We start from the raw sequence: 26,640 nt of genomic DNA, 5'->3' as shown, positions 1-26,640 counted from the left end.
AGCACGCATTCAACCGCGCGTCTTGACTTCGTCGGCGCGCATGGTCACCGCAAGCTTGTCGAGGACGCCGTTCACATACTTGTAGCCGTCGGCACCGCCAAATGTCTTAGCCAACTCGACGGCCTCGTTGATCACAACCCGGTACGGGATCTCGACATGATGCTGGAATTCGTATGCCGCGATCAGTAGCACCGCCCGTTCGACTGGCGACAATTGGTCAATCGGGCGATCCAGAAATGGCATGAGCGCTTCAGTCAGCGTCGCCGACTGCTTGATCACGCCATGCAGCAGCGCATCAAAATGGTCGCGGTCCGCTTTGTCGAAGCCGGGCTGCTCACGCATGGCCGCGTCGATCTCGCCTGGCGCTGCACCCGACAGCAGCCACTGATACAACCCTTGTGTGGCCAACTCGCGCGAGCGACGGCGAGCACTTCTCGTTGTCATGCCCGATCCTCGTCTGCCGCTTCGTCTTCTTCGTCCTCGTCGTCATCTTGATCGAGTTGGTCGAGCGCGGACGATAGGTTTGCCATTTCCACCGCAACGCGTGCCGCATCGCGGCCTTTCTCGGTCATTCTCGCGATCGCCTGCTCGTCGTTTTCGGTGGTCAACACCGCGTTGGCGATCGGCACGCCAAAGTCCAGCGCAATCCGGCTGATGCCCGCGCCGCTCTCGTTGGACACCAATTCGAAATGATAGGTCTCGCCGCGAATCACCGCGCCGAGCGCGATCAGCGCGTCGAACTGGCCGCTTTCAGCGAGCTTTTGCAGCGCGAGCGGAATCTCCAGTGCGCCGGGCACCGTGACGAGCAGCACGTCTTCGCCCGCGATGCCAAGGCGCTCGAGTTCCTCGACACAGGCGTCGACTAGCCCGTTGCAGACCGGCTCGTTGAAGCGGGATTGGACGATGCCGATACGCAATCCGTCACCATCGTGATTCGGTTGATATTGTCCGATTTCCATGAGTGTTCCGTTGATGTGTTGGGCGAGGCGGGACGCCGCCGCCGGGCCATGATCCAAAATAGGCAGATAACGCGCGCGTCGCCCTATTCGTGCGAACGCGGGCCGCTGCCCGCGAATCCGTTTGCTGCTGCCGGCATGAGTTCAAAACCGGTGACCTCGAGGCCGTACCCCGACATGCTGCCCATCCTGCGCGGATTCGACAAGACCCGCATTTTGCCGACATGCAAATCATGCAGGATCTGCGCGCCGACGCCGTACGTCTTGAAATCGACCGGACGGCGCTTGAGTGCGGCTGCCTTGTCCTGCCGCTCGAATGCCTCAAATACGTCCAGCAGCCGCTCGCCGGACTCGTGCACGTTCAGCAACACCACGACGCCGGTTTCCCGCTGGGCAATCTCGCGCAGCGCTGCATCCAATGTCCAGGAGTGTGTACTGACACCCGTTTCGATCAAGTCGAGGATCGACAGCGGCTCGTGTACCCGTACCAGGGTCTCGACCTCAGGTGAGGGTTGCCCGCGTACCAGCGCCAGGTGCGGTGCGCCGCTCGGCTTGTCGTGAAACAGTACCGCATTAAACGGTCCATGCACGGTATGCATCGTGCGCTGCGCCACGCGTTCGATGATCGATTCGGTGCGACTGCGGTACTGGATCAAGTCCGCGATCGTGCCGACCTTCAAACCGTGCTGCGCGGCGAACTCGACGAGGTCGGGCAAGCGGGCCATCGTGCCATCGTCCTTGATCACCTCGCAGATCACCGATGCCGGCGTAAGCCCGGCCAGCGCCGTCAGGTCACAACCGGCCTCGGTATGGCCGGCGCGCACCAGCACGCCACCGGGCTGCGCCATGATTGGAAACACGTGTCCAGGTTGCACGATATCCTCGGCTCGAGCGTCGCGTGCGACGGCCGCCTGGATGGTGCGTGCACGGTCGGCAGCGGAGATGCCGGTGGTCACGCCTTGCGCGGCCTCGATGCTGACCGTGAACGCCGTGCCGTATTGCGTGCCGTTGCGCTGCGTCATCAGCGGCAGATTCAATGTGCGGCAGCGCTCCTGCGTCAGCGTCAGGCAGATCAGCCCGCGGCCATAGCGAGCCATGAAGTTGATCGCTTCCGGTGTGACGAAATCAGCGGCTAGCACCAAGTCGCCCTCGTTCTCGCGATCTTCTTCGTCGACGAGGATGACCATTCTGCCGGCCTTGAGTTCGGCAATGATCTCTTGCGTGGAAGCGAGTGTCATGGTGGACGATGGTGGCGCGATAGGAAAACCACTATTTTACGTCAGCACCGCGTCAAGAGCCGATTTCTATGCCGGTTCCGTGCGGGTTCTAGGCCGCTTGTGTGTCGGTATGGGGAGCGCAGCGCTTCGCGACGGTTGATCGCGTCACCGGGTGGTGGGACGCCTGGTAGATGTTTCGCGTGTTTCTTTGGTCGCTGGTCATTCTGGCGGAAACCGAATTTGGGAGAATTGCCTCCCCGCGAGAACCGCGCGACGCTCGACCTCGACAGCCGAGTCAATCAAATTTTGTTGCTCAAGAAACAGCAGGAATGCGCGAGTAGAGACTTTGCGGCAGTTATCCGGTAGCAGGAAACTGGCGCGCGCGATCTTGTGATCTTCAAACAGAAAGATGCCGGTTTGTTCGGCAGCAAGGCCGAAACCACTCATTGCTTCCTGTATGGCAAGTTCTCCGAGATTGGCTTTTCGGACAGGCGAAGCCATATTCGCTTGCATATATCGGTGATAGAGGTTCGTCTCGAGAACCGGGATGCTGTTATTGCGCGCCCATGTAACAATCCGTGTGCTGGTCGGCGTCTCGCTGCGCGTGACCTCATGCTGCATCATATCGACCAGTGCGACCAACCAGCCTGGCTTCAGAAGCAAATGGAGTGCATCGGCATAGGCGAGCGTAATCAGGGGGCCGGCATCAGGAAGCAGGGTGACGGTCGTGTTGCTCGCCATGGACTAACTGAGCAAGGCGTTGAGGTCATCCACCATGCGGCGCGTACTCGCCTCCGGCAGGCGCGGCATTGGCAGATGTGCCTGAGCCATCAGCAGAAACAAATCCTCGTCGCTCTCGATACCGAGTGCTTGCATCGCCTGGCGGTCGTCAATGCGACCGAGCGAGAAGTCGAGCAAGGTGCGGAAATTTTGGTTGCCGCGGGCTTCGGCCGCTTCGAACGTCTCCACTAGATAGCGAAGTTCGGTGTTAAAAAGCGCATTGACGGACGTGTCCGATTTCGCCGCAAGAACTTTAGCGCGCTTGAGCAGGTCGCGGTCAACCGCGCCCGTGAAGTTAACGGTTTCAGCCATGGTACCTCCATTGAGTTATAGTCATCGTAACACATATTTATGTAAAATACATAATTAAGTGTTCTGAGAAGCATGGAAGGTCTTGCGGATACGCAGAAAGTGCCCGGATCCTCTTATGATCGAGGGGCGCGTCGTCTATCATCAAAATCAAGCTCGGATTTTGCATCGTGACGGCGAATTTTGCCCCTTCTCGCGTGCCTGGCAAAGTGATTTGGTCGTTAAGCCGTGGTCCGACCTGGTAAATTAGCGATACTATTGAGCAGGCCGGTGATTCTAACCACCGTCGCTATGGCGGCAAGTGACTTTAAACCGGCGTTTCGGCGCGTGCAGCAGAGCGGCGACTTAGATTGCGCATTTGCCGTCGTCGCGATGATCGTCAATACTGCTTTTGAGAAGTGCGCCGCGGGGCCATTGAGCGGTTCGATTCCCTCCCACAGCCGGTTTAGGCGCGACGCCGGCAAACAATAAACTCTTGAAAAATTGGATTACTTCAATGATTTATAGCCGTCCTGAGACGCACTGAGCATCCGCTCCACATAGCGCGCAATCATATCGACTTCGAGATTGACCGCGTCGCCAACGCGCAGGTATCGCAGCGTGGTCATTTGTATCGTGTGCGGGATCACGTTGATCGAGAATTTGCACCCATCGTCCAGGTCTTGCACGGCATTGACTGTTAGGCTGACACCATTGACCGTGACCGACCCCTTGTGCGCAAAGTACTTCGCAAGCGACGATGGCGCGACGATGCACAATTCGTGCGATTCGCCTACCGGATCGAAGCGGCTGACCTGGCCAAGCCCATCGACATGTCCGCTGACCAGGTGGCCGCCCAGGCGTTCATGCGCATGCAGCGCTTTTTCGAGGTTCACTTCGCCGGGTTGTGCGAGCCCGGCGGTGCAGTTCAGCGTTTCCCGTGACACATCGACTTCGAACTGCGTCGATGTCTTGTCCACGACCGTCAAGCATGCGCCTTGCACTGCGATGCTGTCGCCCAACCCGACATCGGACAGATCGAGCGTGCCGGCGGCGATCGACAGGCGCACGCCGTCCTCGATGGACGTGCCCAGCGGGGTGACCGATTCAATGCGGCCGATCGCCGCGACGATGCCTGTGAACATACGAGAGAATCCCTTCATTGTGAGCGCGGATCGCCCGTTTGCGGTGCGTTGTCAGATTCGGCCGACACAAGCCTGGCGAGGACCCGTAGATCGTCGCCGATCCGCTCGATCGAATGATATCGGAGCCGCACCCGCCGATCGAGCGCCGGCGGCGGCTCGAGGTTGAACATGCCGGTCGCGTTGCCGAGCAGGGCCGGAGCGATGTAAAGCAGCAGCTCGTCGACGCAGCCTTCGCGCAACAATGAGCCGTTGAGCTTGTAGCCCGCCTCGACATGCAATTCGTTGACGCCACGTGCAGCGAGCAGCCGTAGCGCAGCCGGCAGGTCAACCTTGCCGGACCGGTTCGGCAACGCAATCACTTCGGCGCCGGCCGCGCGCAACGCATGCGCACGCGGGGCGAATTCTCCGTCGTCGCGCGCGCAGATGACCAGCGGTGGCGCGCCGGCTAAAATCCTTGCATTCAGTGGCACGTCCAGACGGCTGTCCACCAGCACGCGCAGCGGTTGGCGAGGCGTGGGCACCGCGCGCACGGTCATCTGCGGATCGTCTTCGCGTACCGTGCCGATGCCAGTGAGGGTCGCGCACGCGCGGGCGCGCCATGTGTGTCCGTCCGTGCGCGCGGCGTTCGACGTGATCCACTGGCTTTGACCGTTCGGCAACGCGGTGCGACCGTCTAACGTCGCGGCGATCTTGAGTCGCACCCACGGAACGCCACGCGTCATGCGTGACACGAAGCCGATGTTTAACTCTTGCGCCTCGTGCGCAAGCAGTCCGCAGCGCACGTCTACGCCCGCATCGCGCAGGATGGCCAGGCCACGGCCGCTGACCTGCGGGTTCGGATCCTCCATCGCGACGATTATCCGCGCCATGCCGGCTTCGACCAGCGTGTTCGCGCAAGGTGGCGTGCGACCGAAATGGCTGCAAGGCTCTAGCGTCACATAGGCAGTGGCGCCGGCGGGAGTGTAGCCGCGCGAGCGGGCGTCTTTCAGCGCGCGGATTTCCGCGTGGTCCTGTCCGGCCGGCTGCGTGAAGCCTTCGCCAATGACTTCACCGTCCTTGACGAGCACGCATCCCACGCGCGGGTTCGGCGACGTCGTGTATAAACCGCGCTCGGCGAGCACGAGCGCGCGTTGCATCTGCAGGCGATCAAAGTCTGAGAACATGGCAGGGGCCGGTGCTCAGCGTTGCAGCGCAGCGAATACGGTGCGGGCGATTGACAGCGTTTCGTCGATGACTGCGTCGTCGTGCGTGATCGACACGAAGCCAGCCTCGTACGCCGATGGGGCGAAATGCACGCCGGCATCGAGCATTGCGTGGAAGAACGCGTTGAAGCGGGGCACGTCGCAACGCATCACCTCGGCAAAGCTGTGCGGCACTTGCGAGGCGAAATACAGGCCGAACATGCCGCCCAGCGAGTCCGCGCTGAACGGCACGCCTGCGTCGCGCGCGGCGGCCTGCAGCCCACCGGCGAGCCGCGCGCTTTGCTGGGACAGGCGGTCATAAAAGCCGGGCGCCTGAATCTGGCGCAGCGTTTCAAGGCCGGCGGCGACCGCAAGTGGGTTGCCTGACAGGGTGCCGGCCTGGTAGACGCCGCCCAGCGGCGCCAGGTGCGCCATGATGTCGCGCCGGCCACCGAACGCAGCAATCGGCATCCCGCCGCCGATCACCTTGCCCAGGCAGGTCAGGTCCGGCACGATATTGAACAGCTGCTGCGCACCGCCGAGCGCGACGCGAAAACCGCACATGACCTCGTCAAAGATCAGCACGCTGCCGTACTCGGTGCACTGCTTGCGCAACGCGGCGAGGAATTCGGCCGACGCCCGCACGAGATTCATGTTGCCCGCGACCGGCTCGACAATGACCGCTGCGATCTGCGTGCCGAATGCGCTGAATGCTTCGTTCAACTGTTCAACGTTGTTGTACTCAAGCACGGTGGTGTGATGCGCGATGTCGGGCGGCACACCGGCCGAGGTGGGGTTGCCAAACGTCAGCAGTCCGGACCCGGCCTTCACGAGCAGGCTGTCGGCATGGCCGTGATAGCAACCTTCGAACTTGACAATGCGGCTGCGCCCGGTAAACCCGCGGGCGAGTCGCAACGCGCTCATCGTGGCCTCGGTGCCGCTCGAGACCATGCGGATCTGCTCGATTGATGGCATTAGGCGGCAGATCTCCTCGGCGATTTCGACCTCCGCCTCAGTCGGCGCGCCGAATGAGAAGCCCGAGGCGAGCGCGCGCTGTACCGCGGCCAGTACGCCTGGATTCAGATGTCCAAGGATCATCGGGCCCCACGAACCGATGTAGTCGATGTAGCGTTGCCCGTCTGCGTCCCATAAATAGGGGCCGTGCGCGCGTGCGATAAAGCGCGGCGTGCCGCCGACCGAGCGGAAAGCGCGCACCGGCGAGTTGACGCCGCCCGGAATCATGCGTTGGGCCCGTTCGAAAAGAAGTTGGCTCTTGGACATCGGATCCATCCCGCGTTGCAGCAATGACATCCGTGCATTGTACCGGAGCGGCGCGCGCGGCGCCGTCGCGTACAATGAGGTCCTTAATTGATGAAAGGCCGTGTGCGCGGCCTCCCGCAGTCTCTCCATGCCCGATCCCCCGACTGCTCGCCGCTGGCCCGATTGGCGCTTGATTCTCTTGCTTGGCGGGCTCGCCGCGTGTGGCCCGATCTCGATCGACATGTACTTGCCGAGCCTGCCGTCGCTGGCAGTGGCGTTCGACATCAGTGCGTCGGCCGCACAAGTGACGCTGACCAGCTTCATGTTCGGCTTCTCGATTGGCATGCTACTGTATGGCCCATTGTCCGACGCCTATGGTAGGCGCCCGATCTTGATCGGCGGTATCGTGCTGTATGGACTGGCCAGCATTGCCTGTGCGCTAGCGCCGTCGATCGGCTGGCTGATCGCAGTACGCTTCCTGCAGGCGCTGGGCGCCGGCGCTGCGTCGGTGCTCGCGCGCGCGATTGCGCGAGATGCGCATGGCCCCACCGATGCGGCCCGCGTGCTGTCGATGCTGGCCATCGTTACGTCAATCGGGCCGTTGCTCGCGCCGCTGGTGGGCGGGCAGTTGCTACTGCTCGGCGGCTGGCGCGCGGTGTTTGTGTCGCTGGCGCTGTTCGGCGCAGCCTGCGCCATCACGGCGGTGCGCAAGATTCCGGAAACGTGGCCGTCGCACAAGCGGCATGAGAACGCGCTCAGCGCGTCATTCGCCGTGTACGGGCGTTTGCTGACCGACCCGGTGGCATGGGGCCACATGCTCTGCGGTGGCATGGCGTTCGCCGGCATGTTCGCGTACATTACGGCCACGCCGTTCGTCTACATCGATTACTTCCATGTGTCGGCGCAGGCCTATGGGTTGTTTTTTGCGCTGAACATCGTCGGCATCATGGCGGGAAATGTCCTCAATGTACGGCTGGTCGGCGCACTCGGCGCGCTGCGCATGATCTCGGCCTCGTCGCTGGTGTGCTTGCTCGCCTCGCTCGGAGTGTTCATGGCCTGCACCACCGGCTGGGGCGGCCTGCGCTCGATCGTCGCGACGCTATTTTTTGTGGTTAGCGTGGTCGGTGTGCTAGGCGCGAACTGCACAACTGATCTGATGCACCGTTATCCACGCAGCGCCGGTGCAGCGGCGGCGGTGTTCGGCGCGATGCAACTGGCGCTCGGCGCGTTGTCGAGCCTAGCGGTCGGTGCGTTGCAGGATGGCTCGCCACGCGCCATGGGGATCGTGATCGGCGTCTGCGGCGTGTTGACCTATGTCGGATATCAGCTTGTGGCCCGCTCGCACCGGTTACCGGCGATGGGTTGAGTGCCGGCTAGCGGTCGCGTGCCGACCAGCGGCGCGGCAGCGGGAGCGCAGAGCACAGGGGCGCAGCGGCGAAAGGGGCCGGCGACAGCGCGGCCAGGCGGGTTTTAGTCAGCTGTATCGCTCATCGGGCGCTTGGCCCAACGCGACGCATCGCCACCACTGTCAGGGGGGGCATCGCCGGGCAGCGTCTCGATCAACGTGTCCAGCAGGCGGTAGGCCTCGGCGAGTGTCTGCACGCCGATCTTGTTCTCCAATGACCGGTATTGTTCGTCAACCAGCGGGCTAATCCGCTTGACGAGGGCCTGGCTTTGCGGCGTTAGGCTCACGATCACTTTGCGCTGGTCGGACGCGACGCGCGAACGACGGATCAGTCCGTCCCGATCCATCCGTTCAAGCACCCCGGTCAGGCTCGGACTGAGAATGCAGCAAATTTTCGCGAGCTGTCCAGCTTCCATTTCCTGACGCGGATGGTCGTTCAGCGCGCGTATGATTCGCCACTGTTGCTCGGTCAGCGAGAATTGCTTGAGCATCGGGCGGAACATGCTCATGACGCTTTCGCGGGCCTGGAGTAGGAGCATCGCAAGGTTGCGATGGTCGAATTCACCGGTCATCGTCGTGTGGAGTCAGGCGTGTAGCGAAGCGGCTTATTATACGTTCCACGATGCGGTGCTCACGCGCGGTGTCTGATCTTGCCGACAATCATGCCGATCGGGATAACAGCAATGCAGCTGACGCATCACCGGGCGCCGCGCGGCGCAGCAATGCGGGCAGGTGATGCTTATTTGTGTGGGATGACAAAACAATGGTCGTGCGCCAGCCGTCATGCAATGCGCTGCTCGGTCTTTGAGTCGAACAACACCGCCTTGGAGAGGTTGAACAGTAGCGACATGGACTGCTGCGGCCGCGGATCGGAGGCCGGATGCACGCGGGACACCACCCGCTTGCCGTTGACCGGCGAGAAGACCAGCAGACGATCGTCGTGCCCAGGCGCTGGTGCATCACACCGGTGCATCAGCTTGATCTCCGAGCGCTTCTCGATGTGCAACTTCGCATCGAGGTTGGACAGCAGTTCGTCAAATAGGAAGGTGAATTGTGTGCGCACAATGTCCTTTAACATGACGGTGTGCCTGCGCGGCGACTGCTACGCTTCGTGACAAACGGTGTCGAGTGACCATTCGCTTGCTCCTGTCTGACCGCCAGATCGCACGGCAACGGATTGATATAACGAAGTTTTCGTTGAACTAAATGTACCGTTTGCTCGAAATTGTAGCTAAACTACAATTTATCGTCGAAAATATTTTTATCGGGCTACGGCCGATTGCGCGCCTGGCGCGACGGCCTACCCGAGCCAAATTTCCAACGTCACCGTCAACACACAATGCAAGTTGATCCAGGCTTTACGTTCGTCCTTTTCGGCGGCACCGGCGATTTGTCGATGCGCAAGATCTTGCCGGCGTTGTACCAGGCGCACCGCGGCGGCATGCTGCTTGCGGCAGGCAGAATCGTTGCGGTCGCGCGTGGCATCGGCGACCGCAACGCGTACGTGCAATGGATGCACACGCATGTGCGCCAGCACGTGAAGCCGGCCGGCGACGATGCTTCGTGGAACAGCTTTCTCGAGCGAATACTATTCGTGCAGATCGATCTCGGACAGCCGGAGGATTATGCGTTGCTACGCGATGCGATTTCGCCGCTGCCTGGCATTCGGGTGTTCTACTTGGCTACCGGGCCGTCGCTATTCGTGTCGATCTGCCGTGCACTGGCGACTGTGGGCTTGAGCGATGGCGCGCGCATCGTGCTGGAGAAGCCGCTTGGCTATGACCTGGAGTCGTCCAACGCGATCAATGACGCGGTCGGCGAGATCTTCGCGGAAGGCCAGATCTACCGGATCGATCACTACCTGGGCAAGGAGCCTGTTCAGAACCTGCTCGCGCTGCGTTTCGGCAACGCACTGTTCGAGCCGCTGTGGCGCCGAGAGTGGGTCGAGAGCATCCAAATCACAATCGCCGAAGAATTGGGCGTCGAGGGACGGGGCGACTTCTACGACAATACCGGCGCGTTGCGCGACATGGTGCAGAACCACCTGTTGCAGCTGCTGTCGATCGTGGCGATGGAGCCGCCTCACTCGATGGGGGCCGACGCGGTGCGCGATGAAAAACTGCGCGTGCTGCGCGCGCTCAAGCCCGTCGAGCCCCGCGACATCAGTCGCGTTGCGGTACGCGGCCAGTATCAGGCGGGCGTGGTCAAGGGTGCCGCGGTGCCGGCTTATGTGACCGAGCATGGCGTGAGCGCATCAAGCACGACCGAGACCTTCGTCGCGTTGAAGGTCGAAATCGAGAACTGGCGCTGGGCCGGCGTGCCGTTTTTCCTGCGCACCGGCAAGCGGCTTGCCGAGCGCGTTGCGGAAATCGTCGTCAACTTCCGCGCAGTCCCGCACTCGGCGCTCGGTCCAACGGCGCTGCGCAATGGCGCCAATCGTCTGGTGATCCGGCTGCAACCCAACGAATCGATCCGGTTATATTGCCAGGCCAAGCAGCCCGGTGAGGGGATGAATTTGCAAAGCGTGCATTTGGATCTGGCGTTCGACCAGTTCTTCAAGGAAGATCGCATGGAAGCCTACCAGCGCCTGTTGTTGGACGTGATCAACGGCCGGCTGGCGTTGTTCGTGCATCGGGACGAGCAGGAGGCGGCATGGAAGTGGGTCGAGCCGATCTTGGAAGAATGGGCTCGTCCCGGCACGTCGCCCAAGCCGTATGCGGCGGGGACGTGGGGACCGGCTGCAGCGAGCGCGATGCTCGCCCAGCATGGTACATACTGGCTCGAAGAAGAGAACTAGCAGGCACGCCACGCTTGTTTGAATCACAGGGACCGGCCCGCCCGCAATGTCGGTGGGCGGTCGAAGGGAGTACGGAGGAGAAGTGATCGAGCTTCACGCTTTTGACGATGCGCGCGCCCAGCAGGACGCGCTGTCGCAGGCGGTCGGCGATGCGTTGCAGTCGTCGCTGGCCGCGCGTATCGGCGCGGCTCGTGCCACGCTCGCGGTGTCGGGCGGCACGAGCCCACGGCCGTTCTTGCACGCTTTGTCGCGGCGCGCGCTCGACTGGACGCGCATCGAGGTCACCCTGGTCGACGATCGTTGGGTCCCGCCAATGCATGCCGACAGCAACGCGCGACTCGTGCGCGACACGTTGCTGCAGCACGCGGCGCGCGAGGCAGTGTTCCAGCCGCTGGTAGACGTCGACGAGGCGCCTGCCGCCCACGTCGCGGCACTGAACGCGGATGCCTCGCGCGCGCTGCCCGACGTGGCCGTGCTCGGCATGGGCGAGGATGGCCACACGGCGTCGATCTTCGCCGATGCGCCACAGTGGGATCTGGCTACACGGACCCACGAGCGCTATGTACTGGTCCAGCCGCGGCAGGCGCCGCATCTGCGGGTCAGCTTGTCGCTGTCGGCACTCAGGCAAATCGGCCGGCTGTTTCTGTTGGTCTCCGGGCAGCGCAAGCTGGACGTGCTGCGCGCCGCGATCGAGCATCCACAACACAACGCCATCTCCAAGCTGGCCAACGATACGGGAGTCAACGTCGATGCCTACTGGTGCGCCTAAGGCAGTGCTCGCGCGTGAGAGTCCACATCCGGATGGCCCGCGGCTGCTTGCCGACGTAGGCGGCACCAATGCGCGCTTCGCACTGGAATTCGGACCGGGGCAGATTGACGATATTCGTGTATACCCTTGCGCGGATTATCCGGGCATCGCCGCTGCGATCCGCAAGTTCCTGAAGGACAGTAAGATCGGTCGCGTGAACCACGCGGCCATTGCGATCGCTAATCCCGTCGATGGCGATCAGGTGCAGATGACCAACCGCAACTGGAGTTTTTCGATCGAGGCCACGCGTCGCGCATTAGGCTTTGATACGCTGTTGGTGGTCAACGACTTCACCGCGTTGGCGATGGCGCTGCCGGGTCTATCCGATGCACAACGCGCGCAGATTGGCGGCGGCGTACGCCGGCACAACAGTGTGATCGGGCTGCTCGGGCCGGGCACGGGTTTGGGCGTGTCAGGCTTGATTCCCGCAAACGACCGCTGGATCGCGCTGGGCAGTGAGGGCGGACATGCCACCTTCTCGCCGCAGGACGAGCGCGAGGATCGGGTGTTGCATTATGCGCGCAAGAAGTGGTCGCATGTGTCGTTCGAGCGAGTTTGCGCAGGACCGGGGCTGGCACTGATCTACCGCGCGCTTGCCGCATGCGAGAACAAACGGTTTGGCCCGCAACTCGAGCCGGCTGACGTGGTGCGGCGCGCGCAGGCGGCCGAGCCGCTCGCGCTGGAGGCAGTGGAGTGCTTCTGCGCAGTGCTTGGCACATTTGCCGGCAATCTCGCAGTCACACTCGGCGCGCTGGGTGGCATTTATATCGGCGGCGGTGTCATCCCACATCTGGGCGAGTTGTTTTCGACTTCGCCGTTTCGTGCACGGTTCGAGGCGAAGGGCCGTTTCCAGGCGTACCTGGCGAACATCCCGACCTTCGTGATCACCGCGCAATATCCGGCCTTCCTCGGCGTGTCTGCGATCCTGGCCGAGCAACTCGGGCATCGTGCCGGCGGCGGATCAGCCGTGTTCGAGCGCATCCGGCAGATGCGCGACGTGCTCACGCCGGCCGAGCGGCGCGTGGCTGACTTGGCGTTGGACCACCCGCGCTCGATCGTCAACGATCCGATCATCGACATCGCGCGCAAGGCCGACGTGAGCCAGCCGACCGTGATCCGCTTCTGTCGCTCGCTTGGCTGCCAGGGACTGTCCGACTTCAAGCTGAAGCTGGCCACTGGCCTGACTGGCACGAACTCGGTTAGCCACAGCCAGGTCCACCTGGGCGACTCGGCGACCGACTTTGGCGTGAAGGTGCTCGACAACACCGTGTCGGCGATCCTGCAGCTGCGCGAGCATATGAACTTCGACAACATCGAGCGCGCGATCGACATGCTGCACAGCGCGCGGCGCATCGAATTCTACGGCCTGGGCAATTCGAACATCGTCGCTCAGGATGCGCACTACAAGTTTTTCCGCTTTGGCATCCCGACCATTGCATACGGCGACCTGTACATGCAGGCCGCGTCTGCCGCGTTGCTGGGCAAGGGCGATGTGATCGTCGCCGTCTCTAAGTCCGGCAAGGCGCCGGAGTTGCTGCGCGTGCTGGAGGTGGCGATGCAGGGTGGCGCGCAAGTCATTGCGATCACGTCGAGCAACACGCCGTTGGCCAAGCGTGCGAGCGTCGTGCTGGAAACGGACCCTATCGAGATCCGCGACTCGCAGGTGTCGATGATCTCGCGCGTGTTGCACCTGCTGGTGATCGACGTCTTGGCGGTCGGCGTCGCGATCCGGCGCGCGTTACCTGACGTGGGCATGCAGCAGGTGGTCGAGGCGGTGCGCGGGCATACCGACGAAGACGCCGCGGCGGTGCTGGACTGGCTCAGTCACGGCGCGGCATTGGAGCGGCGTGATACGCAATAAAAACGGTGCGGTCCATACGAATCAGCACCGATACGCGCCTCTGGCCGCCGCGAGAAACCCTAGTGCCGTTCCGCGTTCGCCACGCCGGCGTGGCGGCGGCCCCATCTGTCGTTGTCGTGCCAGCCGGTCAGAACACGTGCTGAATGCCCGCGTAGACGCCGGCCCAACCGCGGAGCGTTGTTGGTCACCGCGCTTGCAGATCGATTGACACCCAACCGGTTGCTGGGGACGAGCCAACCGATGGCTACTTCAGGCTGCCGGACAGGAATTGCTTGAGCCGCTCGCTCTTTGTGCGGCCGAATACCTCATCCGGCGGCCCTTGTTCCTCGACGCGGCCTTGATGCAGGAACATCACATGGCTTGACACGTTGCGCGCAAACGCCATTTCATGCGTTACGACGATCATCGTGCGGCCTTCTTCGGCTAGCGTTTGCATCACCTTCAGCACTTCGCCGACCAACTCAGGGTCCAACGCCGAGGTCGGCTCGTCAAACAGCATCACATCCGGGTGCATTGCCAGCGCGCGGGCGATGGCCACTCGCTGCTGCTGCCCACCGGACAGGTGCGACGGGTATTTCTTCTCGACCGATGCGCCGAGTCCAACCTTGTCCAGGTACTCGCGCGCCCGCTCCTGCGCCTGCGCGCGCGACAGGCCCAACACGTGCACGGGTGCCTCGGTGAGGTTTTCCAGTACCGTCATGTGTGACCACAGGTTGAAGTGCTGGAATACCATCGCCAGCTGGGTGCGCACGCGCTGCAACTGCTTGGCGTCGGCGACTTTCAGGTTGCCGGCGCGATCCGGTGCGGTCTTGACCTCGATGCCGTCCACATAGATCCGGCCCGCATTGGGCTGCTCCAGAAAGTTCACGCATCGCAGGAACGTGCTTTTGCCGGAGCCCGACGAACCGATGATGCTGATCACATCGCCGGCCTTGGCCTCGAGCGAAATACCTTTGAGTACCTCCTGGCTGCCATAGCGTTTGTGCAGATCATCAACGAACAACTTAGACATGGGCGAATTCATCGCGTGTTGAGCCTTTCACGGATTGAACTTATTGACCTTGCGGTCGTAGGTAGGCCAGCCAGCGCTGCTCGGCGCGCCGAAATAGACCCACCAGTGTGAACGAAATGCCCAAATAGAGCAGCGCGGCAATGCCGAACGCCTCGAACGATTGATACGTGGCCGAGTTGACGTCGCGTGCGATCTTCAAGATGTCCGGCACCGTCGCGGTGAAGGCGACCGTGGTGGCGTGCAGCATCAGGATCACTTCGTTGCTGTAGTACGGCAGCGCCCGGCGCAGCGCCGAGGGCAGGATCACGCGCCGGTAGAGCGCGAAGCCGGACATGCCGTACGCGCGCGCGGCCTCCATCTCACCGTACGGCGTTGCGCGGATCGCGCCGGCGAAAATCTCGGTGGTATAAGCACAAGTGTTCAGCGTGAACGCCAGCAGGGTGCAGTACATTCCCTGCCGGAAGAACGCATTGAGCAAGTCGTGCGAACGCACAAGCTCCAGACTGTAGATGCCGGTGTAGCACAGCAGCAACTGCACGTAGAGCGGGGTGCCGCGGAATATATAGGTATACAGCCAGACCGGGACGCTGATCCACCTGTGTCGAGATACGCGCGCGACCGCAAGCGGAATCGACAGGCAGAAACCGATGCCAATCGACACGACCAGCAGCCACAATGTGATGGCCACGCCGGTGATATTGTAGCCATCGGTGAACAGATAGGCTTTCCAGTAGGTATGTAGCAGTTCGATCATTGTCGCGACCGGGTATCAAAGATCCGCACGGCGAACGCCGGTTGAATAGCGGCGCTCCAGGTACAGCAACACGACGTTGGAAAGCGTCGTGATCGCCAAATAGATCACGCCGGCGACGATCGTGAAAAAGAAAAAGCGCATCGTGCCCTTGCCGGCGTCCTGCGACGCCTTGACCACGTCGGCAAGGCCGATGATCGATACCAGCGCGGTCGACTTGACGAGCACCTGCCAGTTATTGCCGATGCCGGGTAACGCAAAGCGCATCATCTGCGGGAACATCACCCGCGAAAACGCTTGCCAGCCTGTCATGCCGTACGCCGCCGCCGCCTCCATCTGGCCGCGCGGCACTGACAAGAATGCGCCGCGGAATGTCTCGGTGAAGTATGCGCCGTAGATGAAACCCAGCGTGAGTACGCCGGCGGTGAATGGGTCGATGTCGATCTGGTCGATCTGCATCAGGTCGGTCAGGTGATTCAGCCAGATTTGCATGCTGAAGAACACCAGTAGCATCAGCACCAGGTCGGGCACGCCGCGGATCAGCGTGGTATAGACTGTGCCGACCACGCGCGGCACATGGCTGCGCGAGAGCTTGGCCGCGGCGCCAAGCAGTCCGATTACGAAGGCGACCGCGAGCGATAGCAGCGACAACTTGATAGTTTGCCACGTGCCCGCTGCGATGACCGGGCCATACCCTTGCAGGAACATGGTGAAGTCAGTAGTCTAATGATGGGTCGAATATTCGGCGCAATTTGGGACGCCCGCCTATGTTAGGCGGCCAACAATGCGTGCAACGCGATGCCGGTACGCAGGATGTCTGCGTGATGCTCGGTACGCGAAGGGCGGTATTCTAACTCAATGGCGCACGAGGGCCGCCAGGCAGCGGGGCGGGCCTGGCAGCGCTGCGCCGGCTAGGCAGGGGTGATGACTCGGGCTGCGCCTTAGTGGCGGCCGGCACGGCATCTGGGGCGAGCCATGCGCGTCGTGCGTGCCCCAGCCGCTCGCGCATCTTCGCCCGCATCTGCGCCATTCGTGCCCAGTGCGTTTTTAGTATGACGCTGACGGTCGTTTTTTTACTGATCGTTTAGCGCAGTGTAGACGTTCAGTCACGCGGCTACGGTTTGCTTATGTAGTTGTTCGCGCTGTGCGGCGAGGCGCTGCTGCGCCGCGTGCAGCGCGTTCAGATTGATGATGCTTTATTGCAAGGCAGCATGGATCTGTTGCGTCATTTGCTGGTGCAACCGGCGTTGTTCGTCGCGGTTGTACTTCATGACCGCCATTGCACTTTGCCACAGTCTGTTCTGTTCGGCGCTCAGATGCAGCTTGACGCGTAGCGCGGCGAGTTTGCGCTCGACGCCGCCGCAGTGCTGGATCGAATGCGCACCGGTGGGGCGTGGAGCGGATGGGATTGGCGGTGCAGCATGCCATGTGAGCGCGAGGTCATCGTGTTGGGATGGCTTAACAATTTCATTTGGGCTTCTGACGAGAACGGAAGCGCCGGGCCGGCTAGGTGCCAGACACGGGAAATGGCGTTCGTTCGCGCGGCTTCAATACAATGGTCAGCAATCTCGCGCAGACCGACAACGACCGCAATGTGATGCTTGCTGGCGTTGCGCACGATTTGCGCACGCCGTTGGCGCGGTTGCGGCTGCGCGCCGAGATGCTCGACGAATGCGACCGTATCGCGCGGACCTATCGCGCGGTGTGGCCGTCGGCAGACGCGGTTCGCGCCGACCTGCGTGCGGGGCCGCACTTCGTGCTGCCGGCTGCGACACTTGAGCGCGTGCTGTCCAACCTGCTGGACAATGCACAGGCCTATGGCGCGCCGCCCATGGTGATCAAAACCGCCCGCACGACGCGAGGCTTTACGTTGACGGTCAGCGACCAGGGTGGCGGCATTTCGCCCCAGGATCTGGTCAATGCAAGCCGTCCCTTCGTGCGCCTGGACCCGGCGCGCGGCTGCAACGGTCATAGCAGCCTGGGGCTGGCTATCGTCGAGCGGCTCACGAACCGGCTGGGCGGCGAATGCCGGATCGGCAATCATGAGCGCAGCGGCCTGCGCGTCGAACTGGAGTTTCCGGCTCAGTCGGGCGCCGCGCAGGTCTGATCTCCCGCGACGTGCATCCCTGCACACGGGGACGGCGTAACTGCGTCAATTACCGAACAGGGTATTCAATGCCGCAGCAGCTTCGCTGTCGATTGTGTTGTACGTGACGCTGTTAGCCTCAAAGATATAGTGCGTGGTGTACTTGCCCAGCCGTGCCAAAATCTCCTCCTGGATCACGTCGGGCGCCGCGTCGAACTTCAGATACCACGCGGTCGACGATAATCTCGTCTGGAAGGCGCCGTATTCGGTCATCAGCGCGTCGAACTCGTGGGCGTCCTGGTCACGGCAGATGATGACGAGATTTCCTTTCATGCGGCCTCCTGCATTCATTCAGTGACCCATCATGATAACCGTTAATGGCCGCCGCGCCGCGCTGCGTGTGCAGTGCGGAAGGTAAGTGGTGCGGCTGGGCCACGTGGGCTGCGTGGCGCGCGTGCCGCATTCGCGCCACGGTGGAACAAGTCAAATACGTTAAAAGGTTGTAACGGTCATGGTGCTTGGTGTAGTGTCGGGGCGGTCTTGAAATGGGCAGCGTTTGCCATCGCGCTGTGGTGCGGCGGCGCGGTCCATCCGCATGCCCAGAGCGCCGGGGAGTTTGTCTGATGGATTTCGGTTTCAATTTCGGTTTTCGCTTCGATCCGAAGCGCGACGCCGCGGCGTCCGCGTGGCGCTTGTTGCCCAATCGGTGGGATTTCGTGGCCTTTCCGCTGATCATCGGCCTGATCGCGATGGCCGCGATCGGCTTCGAGCAGACAATGGCGCCGATCTCGACGCTGAAGGCTCAGGCGATCTCGCTAAGTCCGATGTATTTGCCGGAATATGCGCTGCGCACCACGTTGCGGATGCTCGCCGCGATGCTCGCCGCGTTCGTGTTCACGCTCGCCTACGGCACGCTTGCCGCAAAAAGCCGGCGGGCGGAGAAAGTGCTGGTGCCGATGCTGGATATCCTTCAATCGGTGCCGGTGCTCGGCTATATCTCGTTTACGGTCACCTTCTTCATTGCGCTGTTCCCGACGCGGGTTGCCGGGGCGGAGTGTGCAGCGATCTTCGCGATCTTCACCAGCCAGGCCTGGAACATGACGTTCAGCTTCTACCAGTCGCTGCGCACGGTGCCACGCGACCTGGACGAAGTGTCGCGCGGCTTTCACCTGACGGGCTGGCAGCGCTTTTGGAAGCTCGAGGTGCCGTTCTCGATGCCGGGCCTGATCTGGAACATGATGATGTCGATGTCCGGCGGCTGGTTCTTCGTCGTCGCGTCCGAGGCGATTACCGTTGGCAACAACACGATTACGCTGCCCGGCGTGGGTGCGTACTTGGCGCAGGCGATCACCGAGCGCAACCTGCCGGCGATTGGTTGGGTGATCTTGACGATGACGCTTGTGATTCTCGCCTACGACCAGTTGCTGTTCCGGCCGCTGGTCGCGTGGGCGGACAAGTTCCGCATGGAGAACACCGCGTCGGCGAGCGCCCCCCAATCTTGGCTGCTCGACCTGGTGCGCCGCACTCGGTTGATTCACCAGTTACTGGTGCCGGCCGGATGGCTGTTCGCGCGCATGGCGCGATTGCCGCTGCGTTGGCGCAAGCTGCCGCTGGTCGGGCCCGCGGTGAGGCCGCATCGCCAGCCCTCACGGCTTGGCGATCTCGCCTGGGGCGCTTTGGTGCTGGCTGGCACCGCGTACCTGTTGTGGCGCGTCATCAGCTATGTCAGCACCGGCGTGACGTGGGATGAGGTTGGGCATGTGCTCGCGATGGGATGCATTACGCTGGTGCGCGTGCTGGTGCTGATCGTGATTGCCTCGATCGTGTGGGTCCCACTGGGCGTGCTGATCGGCTTGCGCCCAGCGCTGGCCGAGAAGCTTCAGCCGCTCGCGCAGTTTCTGGCGGCGTTTCCGGCCAATCTGCTGTTCCCGGTATTCGTGATCGTGATCGTGCGTTTCGGGCTGAACCCGGACATCTGGCTGTCCCCGCTGATCGTGCTGGGCACGCAGTGGTACATCTTGTTCAATGTGATTGCCGGCGCGAGCGCGTATCCGAACGATTTTAAAGAGGCCGCGACCAACTTTCGCATTCGCGGCTGGCAATGGTGGCGTCAGGCGATGCTGCCGGGTATTTTCCCGTACTATGTGACGGGCGCGATCACGGCCTCTGGCGGCGCGTGGAATGCGAGCATCGTGTCCGAAGCGGTGCAATGGGGCGATACACACGTGGTCGCGCATGGGCTCGGTGCCTACATTGCGCAAATGACCGTGGACGGTGATTATCGCAAGATCATTCTCGGCATCGCGGTGATGTCGTTGTTTGTCACACTTTTCAATCGCTTGTTGTGGCGCCCGATGTACGCCTACGCCGAGAACAAACTGCGCCTGGATTGATCGATACGGTGGTTGCTATGCAAAATCCTACGAATGCCGCTGCGCCGGTAACGGCAGCGCCCGCCATTCGCGCGCCTGCGCCCGACGCTGTCCTTTTGTCCGTTGACCACGTGCGGCGTGGGTTCGAGAAGACCCAGGGCGAGCTGCTGGTGCTCGACGATGTCAACCTGTCGATCCGCGAGGGCGAGATCGTCGGCTTGCTCGGGCGCTCCGGCTCGGGCAAGTCCACGCTGCTGCGCATCATTGCGGGGCTGATTTCGCCGTCCGGGGGCGAGGTGACCTATCGCGGCCAGCCGCTGCGGGGCCCAGCGGAAGGCGTCGCGATGGTTTTCCAAACCTTTGCGCTGTTCCCGTGGCTCACCGTGCTGCAGAACGTCGAAGCGGGCCTAGAGGCCCAGGGCGTACCCGCGCGCATCCGGCGTGAGCGCGCGCTGGCCGCAATCGATCTGATCGGGCTGGACGGGTTCGAGAACGCGTACCCGCGCGAGCTGTCCGGCGGGATGCGACAGCGCGTGGGCTTTGCCCGTGCGCTGGTGGTGGATCCGACGCTGCTGCTGATGGACGAACCGTTCTCGGCGCTGGACGTGCTCACCGCCGAGACGCTACGCACCGACATGCTCGATTTGTGGACGCAAGGCCGCATGCCGATCAAGGCCGTGCTGATCGTCACGCACAATATCGAAGAGGCGGTGTTCATGTGCGACCGGATCCTGGTGCTGTCGTCCAATCCGGGGCGCGTGCTAGCCGAGATCCAGGTGCCGTTCAAGCATCCGCGCAACCGGCTCGATCCGGCGTTCCGCCGTCTAGTCGATGACATCTACGCGAAGATGACGGCGCGTCCGAGCGCTGGCGCGCCGCGCAAGGGCCTGGAGCTGCATAGCTGGTTGCCACACGTGTCGACCAACTTGATGGCTGGCCTGATCGAGACGCTGGCGGCCGCACCTTACCACGGCCGAGCGGACATGCCCGAGATTGCTCGCACGCTGCATCTGGAGGTCGACGATCTGTTCCCGATTGCCGAAGTGCTGCAATGGCTCGGCTTTGCCGACGTGCGTGAGGGCGATATCTTCCTGACACCGCCGGCCCGTGTATTTGCCGAATGCGGCACGCAGGAGCGCAAGATGATGTTCGCCGATCATCTGCTGCGCCACGTGCCGCTGGCGGCGCGGATCAAGCGGGTTCTCAATGAACGGCCTGGCCATCGGGCGCCGCGGGTGCGTTTCGAACAGGAACTCGAGGACTACTTGTCGGACAGTGCCGCGGAGGAAACGCTCGACGCAGTCATCAATTGGGGCCGCTACGGTGAGATCTTTTCATACAACGACCAGACGGAGATCTTCAGCCTGGAGGACGTCGAATCCTGATTGCAGTGGCTATGGCAGCGGGCATTGGGCAGGGCCGCCGCGCCCCACTCGGGTACGCGCGGCAAACAATGGGAACAGTGGTAAGCAGGATAAACTCTGCTCAGCCTTCGTTGCTCTCGGGCGAGTCCGCGCACGCCTGCGCCTCATACGCGCCCAGACGGTTGTATAGCGTCTTCAAGCTGATGCCAAGCGTTTGGGACGCGCGCCGCTTGTCACCGCCGCAGTGCTTCAGCGTCGCCAGGATGATTTGCTTTTGCGCATCGGCAAGCGGCGTGCCGACCCAGACGCTCATCGCATCGCCTTGCAGCACTGGCTTCTTGACTCGCGACGCCAGGTGCGGATGCTGAATCTCGACGGTTTTCTCCGCCAGAATGAACGCACGATAAACTGCATTTTTCAATTCGCGCACGTTACCCGGCCACGAATAAGTGCGCACCGTGTCAAGCGCGCGCTTGCTGAATGTCTTGCTGGTATTTTCCTGGGTGTTTAACTCGGCCAAAAAATACTGCGCGAGCAATTCGCGATCGCCGTTGCGTTCGCGCAGCGGCGGCGCGCGTAATGGGAAAACCGCAAGCCGGTACATCAGGTCTTCGCGCAGCCCGTTTTCCTTGACCGCGGTGGCCGGGTCGCGATTGGTCGCGGCGATCACGCGCACGTTGGCGCTGATCAACTCGTTGCCGCCGACCCGATAGAACGTGCCGGTTTCCAACGCACGCAGCAGCTTGACCTGACGCACCGGCGACATCTCGGTGACCTCGTCCAGAAACAGCGTGCCGCCGTGCGCATGTTCGAAGTAGCCGATGCGGCCTTGCACGGCGCCCGTAAAGCTGCCCTTTTCATGGCCGAACAACTCGGCCTCGATCAGGTTGTCCGGGATGGCGCCGCAATTGACCGCGACGAACGGGCCATCCTTGCGGTGGCTGGCGTCATGGATCGTGCGTGCGATCAACTCTTTGCCGGTTCCAGACTCGCCGACGATCAACGCGGTCGCGTCGGTGGCCGCGACCCGCTCGATTTGCTCGTATAGACCCAGCATTGCGTCGGACGAGCCATACAGCAGGCCGAACGACTTCAGGCCCGGCACCTTCGGGTGCGGGATGGTGCGTGAGTACTGTTCATCGGACGCTACTGGCGCGTCCGCCTCGCTTAACGACATGGTGTAGGGCTTTCTGGTGCAAAGAACCTATTTAACCACCTGCGCCAACTCAGCGGCAATTGCTTATGCTGAAGCGTCAGCCGTTTTGGCGTAAACGAATTGTGTTTTGAGCGCTCGACCGGAAGCGGTTACACTGGGGGCCCCGAGCGTGTCGATTATTCTTTGTAATCAACTTTACGCACCGAATAAGACTTCTAAATGGCATTATTACGCGGTTGGCGTAATAGTCTTGGATGAGGCGCGCAATTTTTCCAAATTGGCAGGCGGCACGTCGCATGCGCGTTGACGCGCAACGTCCGTGGGGCTGCCGACTTGCCGCTTATTTTCCGGACACGATTCCTTTCTCATGCCGCATATACTGATAGTCGATGACGACCCCAATTCCCGCAACGCATTGGCGGAGATCATCACGGGCGATGGTCTGACCATTGCGATGGCCGGCGACGTGCGTGAGGCGCGTATCCAGATCGTCAGGCAGGTGCCAGACGTTGTCTTTACCGACTTGAAGCTGCCGGATGGCAGCGGCGTGGACTTGTTCAACGATCTGGATCTGCGCTCCGGCGTAGAAATCGTGGTCATTACTGGGCACGCCACCGTGGAGTCCGCGGTCAGTGCGCTGAAAATGGGCGCAACGGATTACCTCGTCAAGCCGATCAATGTGCAACGGGTCAAGGCGATCCTCGCCAGGATCCCGCGTACCGGCGACCTGCGCGCCGAGATCGGCACGCTGCGTGGCGAACTGCGCCGCTTTGGGCGCTTTGGCCTGATGCTAGGCAATTCGGCGGCGATGCAACAGGTTTATGACCAAATCAACCGGGTGGCGCCGACATCCGCTTCGGTGCTGCTGGTCGGTGAATCCGGCACCGGCAAAGAAGTGGCCGCGCAGACCGTGCACGAGTTGAGCTTGCGGCGCAAGCAGGCGTTTCTGGCTGTCAATTGCGGCGCGGTGTCGCCGACGCTGATCGAGTCGGAAATGTTCGGTCATGAGCGGGGCGCGTTCACTGGTGCGGACCGACAGCACAAAGGCTATTTCGAGCGGGCCAGCGGTGGTACGTTATTTCTGGACGAGATCACCGAGATGCCGATCGAGTTGCAGGTTAAGCTGCTGCGCGTGCTCGAGACGGGCGTATTCATGCGGGTCGGCACCACTAAGGAAATCGAGACCGACGTGCGGCTGATCGCGGCGACCAATCGCGATCCCGAGCAGGCGGTACTCGAGGGCAAGCTGCGGCTGGATCTCTATCATCGGCTGAACGTATTTCCGATCAGCCTGCCGCCGCTGCGCGAGCGCGGCAAAGATGTCGAGTTGCTTGCGCAGAGCTTTTTGGACGAGCTCAACCAGCGCTACGGCACGGACAAGCACTTTCCGCCTTCGGTCAAGGAAACCATGCTGTCGTACACGTGGCCTGGCAATGTGCGTGAGCTTAAGAACTACGTGCAGCGCGCTTACATCATGGCGCCGGCTGATTCGTCTGCGACCGCATCGGTACCGCTGCAGATCTCGCTGTCTAAGCCGTCCGCCGGCACTGCGGTGACCATCCCGTTCGGCACATCGCTGGCCGACGCGGACCGTCAACTGATTCTGGCCACGTTGGAGCAATGCGGTGGCGTGAAGACGCGGGCTGCAGAGATCCTCGGCATCAGTTTGAAGACGCTGTACAACCGCTTGGTCGAATATGGCGATGACGCGCGCCACGCATCAGGCGAGGATGCCGGCGACAGCGATGAGGCGCCGGAGAGCGTCGGGGCGAAGTACACCGGTAACTGACGAATAGGCTTAGCCGATCGATGAACAGGCGCCTGGGCGTGAGCGGGACTGATCGGCGGGTTCTTTGGCAGGGGTAGCCGGCATACGGGTTGCTGGTTCCCTTATCGTCTCCTTCAAGGAAGCGATTTATGTCAACGCTCAAATGGCGCGCCCATGCGCCGCAGCCCGATCCGCTTACGCCCACGCCGCCGCATCCGCCCGAGGTGCCACCGCCGGACATGCCACCGGACGAAGCGCCGCCTGATCCGACGCGTGATCCACCCGGTCCCGATATGCCGCCGATCGGCGATCCACCGCCGCAAGGCCCGGATATGCCGCACGTGCAAGCATCGGCGTTCCACGCGTCTGGTCAACGTCACCTGTGCGGGCGGCCCGCGTGGCTCAATGGCTGACGCACACATTGACCAGGGGGATGAACGCCGACGACCCCGGCCGTGGCGCCCATAAGATCGCTCTGCGCACCTGTTGCTGTAAGGATTACAACCCGGAGCGTAACGTTTACCCCACCACGCGAAGGCGGCGCGAAAGCCCAGCCGCACGGGTGGGTACAATCAGGGACCATGCAATGCAAGTTGGAGGCGCAATGAGCCGACCAAACACGCAAGCCGGCCAATGGTCGGACCGGTTGCCGTCCACCGGCACGGGTAACGCGGGCGACCACGAAGACAACATATCGGCCGGGCAGAACCGGCCTGCACCTGACGCGCCGGCAGATGGCGTCGCCAACCAGGGCGGCGCCCGCCGTGCCGGCTTGGACTATCATCGAGAAATAGGGACAGAGCAGGACGCGTAACACGATCGCGGTCATCCTGCTGGAAACCTACCCATTGCGCCTTTAGGGGCGCGGGCTGTGCTCGGCCTTTTTTGTGCATTGCAGCATTAGGCACAAAATTTGCATGCTGGTGTCGATGATTTCATTTAAACAAACAGCAGGTGGCAATCCCTATGAGCAGATTGATCGTGGTATCCAATCGGGTCGCCCCGGCACAGGAGGGCCGTCCCGCGGCCGGAGGTCTGGCAATCGGCGTCTATGATGCGCTGAAGGAGGCCGGCGGCGTATGGTTTGGCTGGAATGGCGAGATCGGCGGTGAAGCGGGTAAGCCAACAATCGAGACCCGGGGCAACGTGACCTACGCAACGGTCGGCCTCAGTCGGCGCGACTATGATCAGTACTATCGCGGTTTTTCAAACGCGACGTTGTGGCCCGCTTTTCATTATCGGAACGATCTGACGCGGTTCGACCGCGCCGACTACGAAGGCTACATGCGCGTTAACGGGATGCTCGCCCGGCAATTGCAGAAGCTGGTTCGGCCGAACGACCTCATCTGGGTGCACGACTACCACTTGATCCCGTTCGGCAAGGCATGCCGCGAAATCGGCATGCGCAATCCGATTGGGTTTTTCCTGCATATTCCATTTCCGGCACCCGAGGTACTGCATACGATCCCGCCATACGCCACGCTGCTCAAGGCGCTGTGCAGTTACGACGTGGTCGGCTTCCAGACGAGCAGCGACTTGCAGTCTTTTACCGACATCGTGCAGCGCGAATGCGGCGGACAGTTGCTCGGCAACGGGATGGTCCACGCGTTCGACCACCGGTTCAAGGTCGCTACGTATCCGATCGGCGTGTACCCGGATGCCATTGCGAAAGCCGCGCAGCAAAACGCCAGTCGCAAGCAGGTGGTCGGGCTGCGCGACAACATGCGTGAGCGCAAGCTGATCATCAGTGTAGACCGGCTCGACTACTCGAAGGGGCTTGCCGAGCGGTTTCAGGCATTCGAACGGCTGTTGCTGGATTCGCCAAGCCTGGCTGGGCACGTGTCACTGATGCAGATCGCACCGCCTACGCGTACCGACGTGCAAAACTACCAGTCGATTCGCAAACACCTGGAGGCGGAGGCGGGCCGGATCAACGGTCGTTTTGCACAACTGGACTGGACCCCGATCCTGTACTTGAACCGTAACTATGAGCGCAACCTGCTGATGTCGCTGTTCCGCGCGGCCCAGGTCGGATGCGTGACGCCGCTGCGCGACGGCATGAACTTGGTGGCCAAGGAATACGTCGCAGCACAAGACCCCGCTGATCCTGGCGTGCTTGTGTTGTCGCAGTTTGCCGGTGCCGCGGACCAATTGCCGGGTGCATTGATAGTCAATCCGTTCGACCTAGTGCAAGTCGCCGACGCGATGCGCCGCGCGTTGTCGATGCCTTTGGTGGACCGGCAACAGCGGCACCAAGCGATGATGGCAGTATTGCGGCAGAACGACCTGTCTGTATGGCGTGATTCATTCATGCGCGATCTACGTGAAGTGGTGGACCGCGACGACGCGTTGACTTTGCGCGTGATGGCGCAACCGGCGACGTTCGCCCGACCCGGTGTGCCGGTGCGGTTGCCTGCCACCACGTTGTCTTGA

At 62.1% G+C, this 26,640-nt stretch carries 25 protein-coding genes and 2 pseudogenes; 12 read left to right on the top strand and 15 right to left on the bottom strand.

Annotated elements, in window-relative coordinates:
- Positions 1-9: 9 nt before the first annotated feature.
- The 5 genes from nusB to KQH55_RS11180 form a co-directional block, all read right to left on the bottom strand.
- Positions 10-444, bottom strand: coding sequence for a transcription antitermination factor NusB (gene nusB / locus KQH55_RS11200; RefSeq protein ID WP_076786223.1), 435 nt, complete (start codon positions 442-444; stop codon positions 10-12).
- Complete coding sequence (gene ribH / locus KQH55_RS11195; RefSeq protein WP_076786224.1) at positions 441-959, bottom strand: 6,7-dimethyl-8-ribityllumazine synthase; 519 nt, start codon at positions 957-959, stop codon at positions 441-443. Before ribH ends, nusB begins: the two co-directional genes overlap by 4 nt.
- An 83-nt stretch (positions 960-1,042) precedes the next feature.
- Positions 1,043-2,194 carry a bifunctional 3,4-dihydroxy-2-butanone-4-phosphate synthase/GTP cyclohydrolase II gene (gene ribBA, locus KQH55_RS11190; RefSeq protein WP_076786225.1) on the bottom strand — a complete coding sequence of 384 codons (1,152 nt, stop codon included), beginning with the start codon at positions 2,192-2,194 and terminating at the stop codon, positions 1,043-1,045.
- Positions 2,195-2,392: 198 nt separating this feature from the next.
- Positions 2,393-2,914 carry a hypothetical protein gene (locus KQH55_RS11185; RefSeq protein ID WP_235090947.1) on the bottom strand — a complete coding sequence of 174 codons (522 nt, stop codon included), beginning with the start codon at positions 2,912-2,914 and terminating at the stop codon, positions 2,393-2,395.
- Positions 2,915-2,917: 3 nt separating this feature from the next.
- Positions 2,918-3,265 (bottom strand): hypothetical protein, encoded by a 348-nt coding sequence (locus KQH55_RS11180; protein ID WP_076786227.1) that lies wholly within the window; start codon positions 3,263-3,265, stop codon positions 2,918-2,920.
- Between the two features lie 267 nt (positions 3,266-3,532).
- On the opposite strand from KQH55_RS11180, the gene KQH55_RS11175 reads away from it, so the two are divergent.
- Positions 3,533-3,733, top strand: coding sequence for a hypothetical protein (locus KQH55_RS11175; RefSeq protein ID WP_235090945.1), 201 nt, complete (start codon positions 3,533-3,535; stop codon positions 3,731-3,733).
- Positions 3,734-3,750: 17 nt separating this feature from the next.
- On the opposite strand, the gene KQH55_RS11170 is transcribed toward KQH55_RS11175, so the two are convergent.
- From KQH55_RS11170 to hemL, 3 genes are read right to left on the bottom strand one after another with little or no spacing between them, the layout of a single operon-like run.
- On the bottom strand, positions 3,751-4,386 hold the full coding sequence (locus KQH55_RS11170; RefSeq protein WP_235091007.1) for a riboflavin synthase: 636 nt from the start codon (positions 4,384-4,386) through the stop codon (positions 3,751-3,753).
- Between the two features lie 14 nt (positions 4,387-4,400).
- The gene (gene ribD / locus KQH55_RS11165; RefSeq protein WP_235090944.1) at positions 4,401-5,549 is read right to left on the bottom strand and encodes a bifunctional diaminohydroxyphosphoribosylaminopyrimidine deaminase/5-amino-6-(5-phosphoribosylamino)uracil reductase RibD; all 1,149 of its coding nucleotides are present in this window, start codon (positions 5,547-5,549) and stop codon (positions 4,401-4,403) included.
- A 15-nt stretch (positions 5,550-5,564) separates the two neighbouring features.
- The gene (hemL, locus tag KQH55_RS11160; protein WP_076787737.1) at positions 5,565-6,848 is read right to left on the bottom strand and encodes a glutamate-1-semialdehyde 2,1-aminomutase; all 1,284 of its coding nucleotides are present in this window, start codon (positions 6,846-6,848) and stop codon (positions 5,565-5,567) included.
- Positions 6,849-6,975: 127 nt separating this feature from the next.
- Between hemL and KQH55_RS11155 the strand changes: the two genes are divergently transcribed.
- The gene (locus tag KQH55_RS11155; protein ID WP_235090934.1) at positions 6,976-8,193 is read left to right on the top strand and encodes a Bcr/CflA family multidrug efflux MFS transporter; all 1,218 of its coding nucleotides are present in this window, start codon (positions 6,976-6,978) and stop codon (positions 8,191-8,193) included.
- 104 nt (positions 8,194-8,297) lie between these two features.
- Here KQH55_RS11155 and hpaR read toward each other — a convergent pair whose 3' ends face one another.
- Both hpaR and KQH55_RS11145 read right to left on the bottom strand, forming a co-directional pair.
- Positions 8,298-8,804: a homoprotocatechuate degradation operon regulator HpaR gene (gene hpaR / locus KQH55_RS11150; protein WP_076786232.1), complete on the bottom strand. Its 507-nt coding sequence runs from the start codon at positions 8,802-8,804 to the stop codon at positions 8,298-8,300.
- A 209-nt stretch (positions 8,805-9,013) separates the two neighbouring features.
- Positions 9,014-9,160, bottom strand: a pseudogene (locus KQH55_RS11145) (sugar ABC transporter ATP-binding protein); the annotation flags it as partial.
- A 411-nt stretch (positions 9,161-9,571) separates the two neighbouring features.
- Here KQH55_RS11145 and zwf point away from each other — a divergent pair.
- The 3 genes from zwf to KQH55_RS11130 all read left to right on the top strand — a co-directional run bounded on the left by zwf (position 9,572) and on the right by KQH55_RS11130 (position 13,698).
- Positions 9,572-11,029 (top strand): glucose-6-phosphate dehydrogenase, encoded by a 1,458-nt coding sequence (zwf, locus tag KQH55_RS11140; protein WP_076796029.1) that lies wholly within the window; start codon positions 9,572-9,574, stop codon positions 11,027-11,029.
- Positions 11,030-11,111: 82 nt separating this feature from the next.
- Positions 11,112-11,798 (top strand): 6-phosphogluconolactonase, encoded by a 687-nt coding sequence (pgl, locus tag KQH55_RS11135; RefSeq protein WP_235090927.1) that lies wholly within the window; start codon positions 11,112-11,114, stop codon positions 11,796-11,798.
- On the top strand, positions 11,779-13,698 hold the full coding sequence (locus KQH55_RS11130) for a bifunctional transcriptional regulator/glucokinase (protein ID WP_235090924.1): 1,920 nt from the start codon (positions 11,779-11,781) through the stop codon (positions 13,696-13,698). The genes pgl and KQH55_RS11130 overlap by 20 nt, the downstream gene beginning before the upstream one ends.
- Positions 13,699-13,942: 244 nt before the next feature.
- On the opposite strand, the gene KQH55_RS11125 is transcribed toward KQH55_RS11130, so the two are convergent.
- From KQH55_RS11125 to KQH55_RS11115, 3 genes are read right to left on the bottom strand one after another with little or no spacing between them, the layout of a single operon-like run.
- The gene (locus KQH55_RS11125; RefSeq protein WP_076786237.1) at positions 13,943-14,722 is read right to left on the bottom strand and encodes an ABC transporter ATP-binding protein; all 780 of its coding nucleotides are present in this window, start codon (positions 14,720-14,722) and stop codon (positions 13,943-13,945) included.
- 28 nt (positions 14,723-14,750) lie between these two features.
- Positions 14,751-15,464 (bottom strand): ABC transporter permease, encoded by a 714-nt coding sequence (locus KQH55_RS11120; protein ID WP_076796024.1) that lies wholly within the window; start codon positions 15,462-15,464, stop codon positions 14,751-14,753.
- 15 nt (positions 15,465-15,479) lie between these two features.
- Complete coding sequence (locus KQH55_RS11115; protein WP_076796022.1) at positions 15,480-16,169, bottom strand: ABC transporter permease; 690 nt, start codon at positions 16,167-16,169, stop codon at positions 15,480-15,482.
- Between the two features lie 829 nt (positions 16,170-16,998).
- Between KQH55_RS11115 and KQH55_RS11110 the strand changes: the two are divergent.
- A pseudogene (locus KQH55_RS11110) lies at positions 16,999-17,568 on the top strand (ATP-binding protein); the annotation flags it as partial.
- A 45-nt stretch (positions 17,569-17,613) separates the two neighbouring features.
- Here the strand turns inward: KQH55_RS11110 and KQH55_RS11105 are convergent.
- A complete protein-coding gene (locus tag KQH55_RS11105) occupies positions 17,614-17,880 on the bottom strand; it encodes a hypothetical protein (RefSeq protein WP_076796015.1) in 267 nt (88 codons plus the stop codon).
- Positions 17,881-18,170: 290 nt separating this feature from the next.
- Here KQH55_RS11105 and KQH55_RS11100 point away from each other — a divergent pair, with 290 nt between their 5' ends.
- Together KQH55_RS11100 and KQH55_RS11095 are read left to right on the top strand one after the other, a co-directional pair.
- The gene (locus KQH55_RS11100; protein ID WP_076796012.1) at positions 18,171-19,940 is read left to right on the top strand and encodes an ABC transporter permease subunit; all 1,770 of its coding nucleotides are present in this window, start codon (positions 18,171-18,173) and stop codon (positions 19,938-19,940) included.
- Positions 19,941-19,957: 17 nt separating this feature from the next.
- Complete coding sequence (locus KQH55_RS11095) at positions 19,958-21,304, top strand: AAA-associated domain-containing protein (protein WP_076786242.1); 1,347 nt, start codon at positions 19,958-19,960, stop codon at positions 21,302-21,304.
- 100 nt (positions 21,305-21,404) lie between these two features.
- Here KQH55_RS11095 and KQH55_RS11090 read toward each other — a convergent pair whose 3' ends face one another.
- Positions 21,405-22,460 (bottom strand): sigma-54-dependent Fis family transcriptional regulator, encoded by a 1,056-nt coding sequence (locus KQH55_RS11090; RefSeq protein ID WP_076796009.1) that lies wholly within the window; start codon positions 22,458-22,460, stop codon positions 21,405-21,407.
- 346 nt (positions 22,461-22,806) lie between these two features.
- Here KQH55_RS11090 and KQH55_RS11085 point away from each other — a divergent pair, with 346 nt between their 5' ends.
- The 4 genes from KQH55_RS11085 to otsA all read left to right on the top strand — a co-directional run bounded on the left by KQH55_RS11085 (position 22,807) and on the right by otsA (position 26,640).
- A complete protein-coding gene (locus KQH55_RS11085) occupies positions 22,807-24,228 on the top strand; it encodes a sigma-54 dependent transcriptional regulator (protein WP_235090919.1) in 1,422 nt (473 codons plus the stop codon).
- 128 nt (positions 24,229-24,356) lie between these two features.
- Entirely contained in the window at positions 24,357-24,620 is a 264-nt protein-coding gene (locus KQH55_RS11080; RefSeq protein WP_076786245.1) for a hypothetical protein, read from the top strand.
- Between the two features lie 191 nt (positions 24,621-24,811).
- Positions 24,812-25,021, top strand: coding sequence for a hypothetical protein (locus tag KQH55_RS11075; RefSeq protein ID WP_076796006.1), 210 nt, complete (start codon positions 24,812-24,814; stop codon positions 25,019-25,021).
- Positions 25,022-25,173: 152 nt separating this feature from the next.
- Positions 25,174-26,640: an alpha,alpha-trehalose-phosphate synthase (UDP-forming) gene (gene otsA / locus KQH55_RS11070; protein ID WP_235090917.1), complete on the top strand. Its 1,467-nt coding sequence runs from the start codon at positions 25,174-25,176 to the stop codon at positions 26,638-26,640.

The sequence above is a fragment of the Mycetohabitans sp. B3 genome, from assembly GCF_021498065.1.
Taxonomy (GTDB): Bacteria; Pseudomonadota; Gammaproteobacteria; order Burkholderiales; family Burkholderiaceae; genus Mycetohabitans.
The sequence above is the reverse complement of the archived record's forward strand: the minus strand, read 5'-3'. Positions and strand labels throughout refer to the sequence as shown.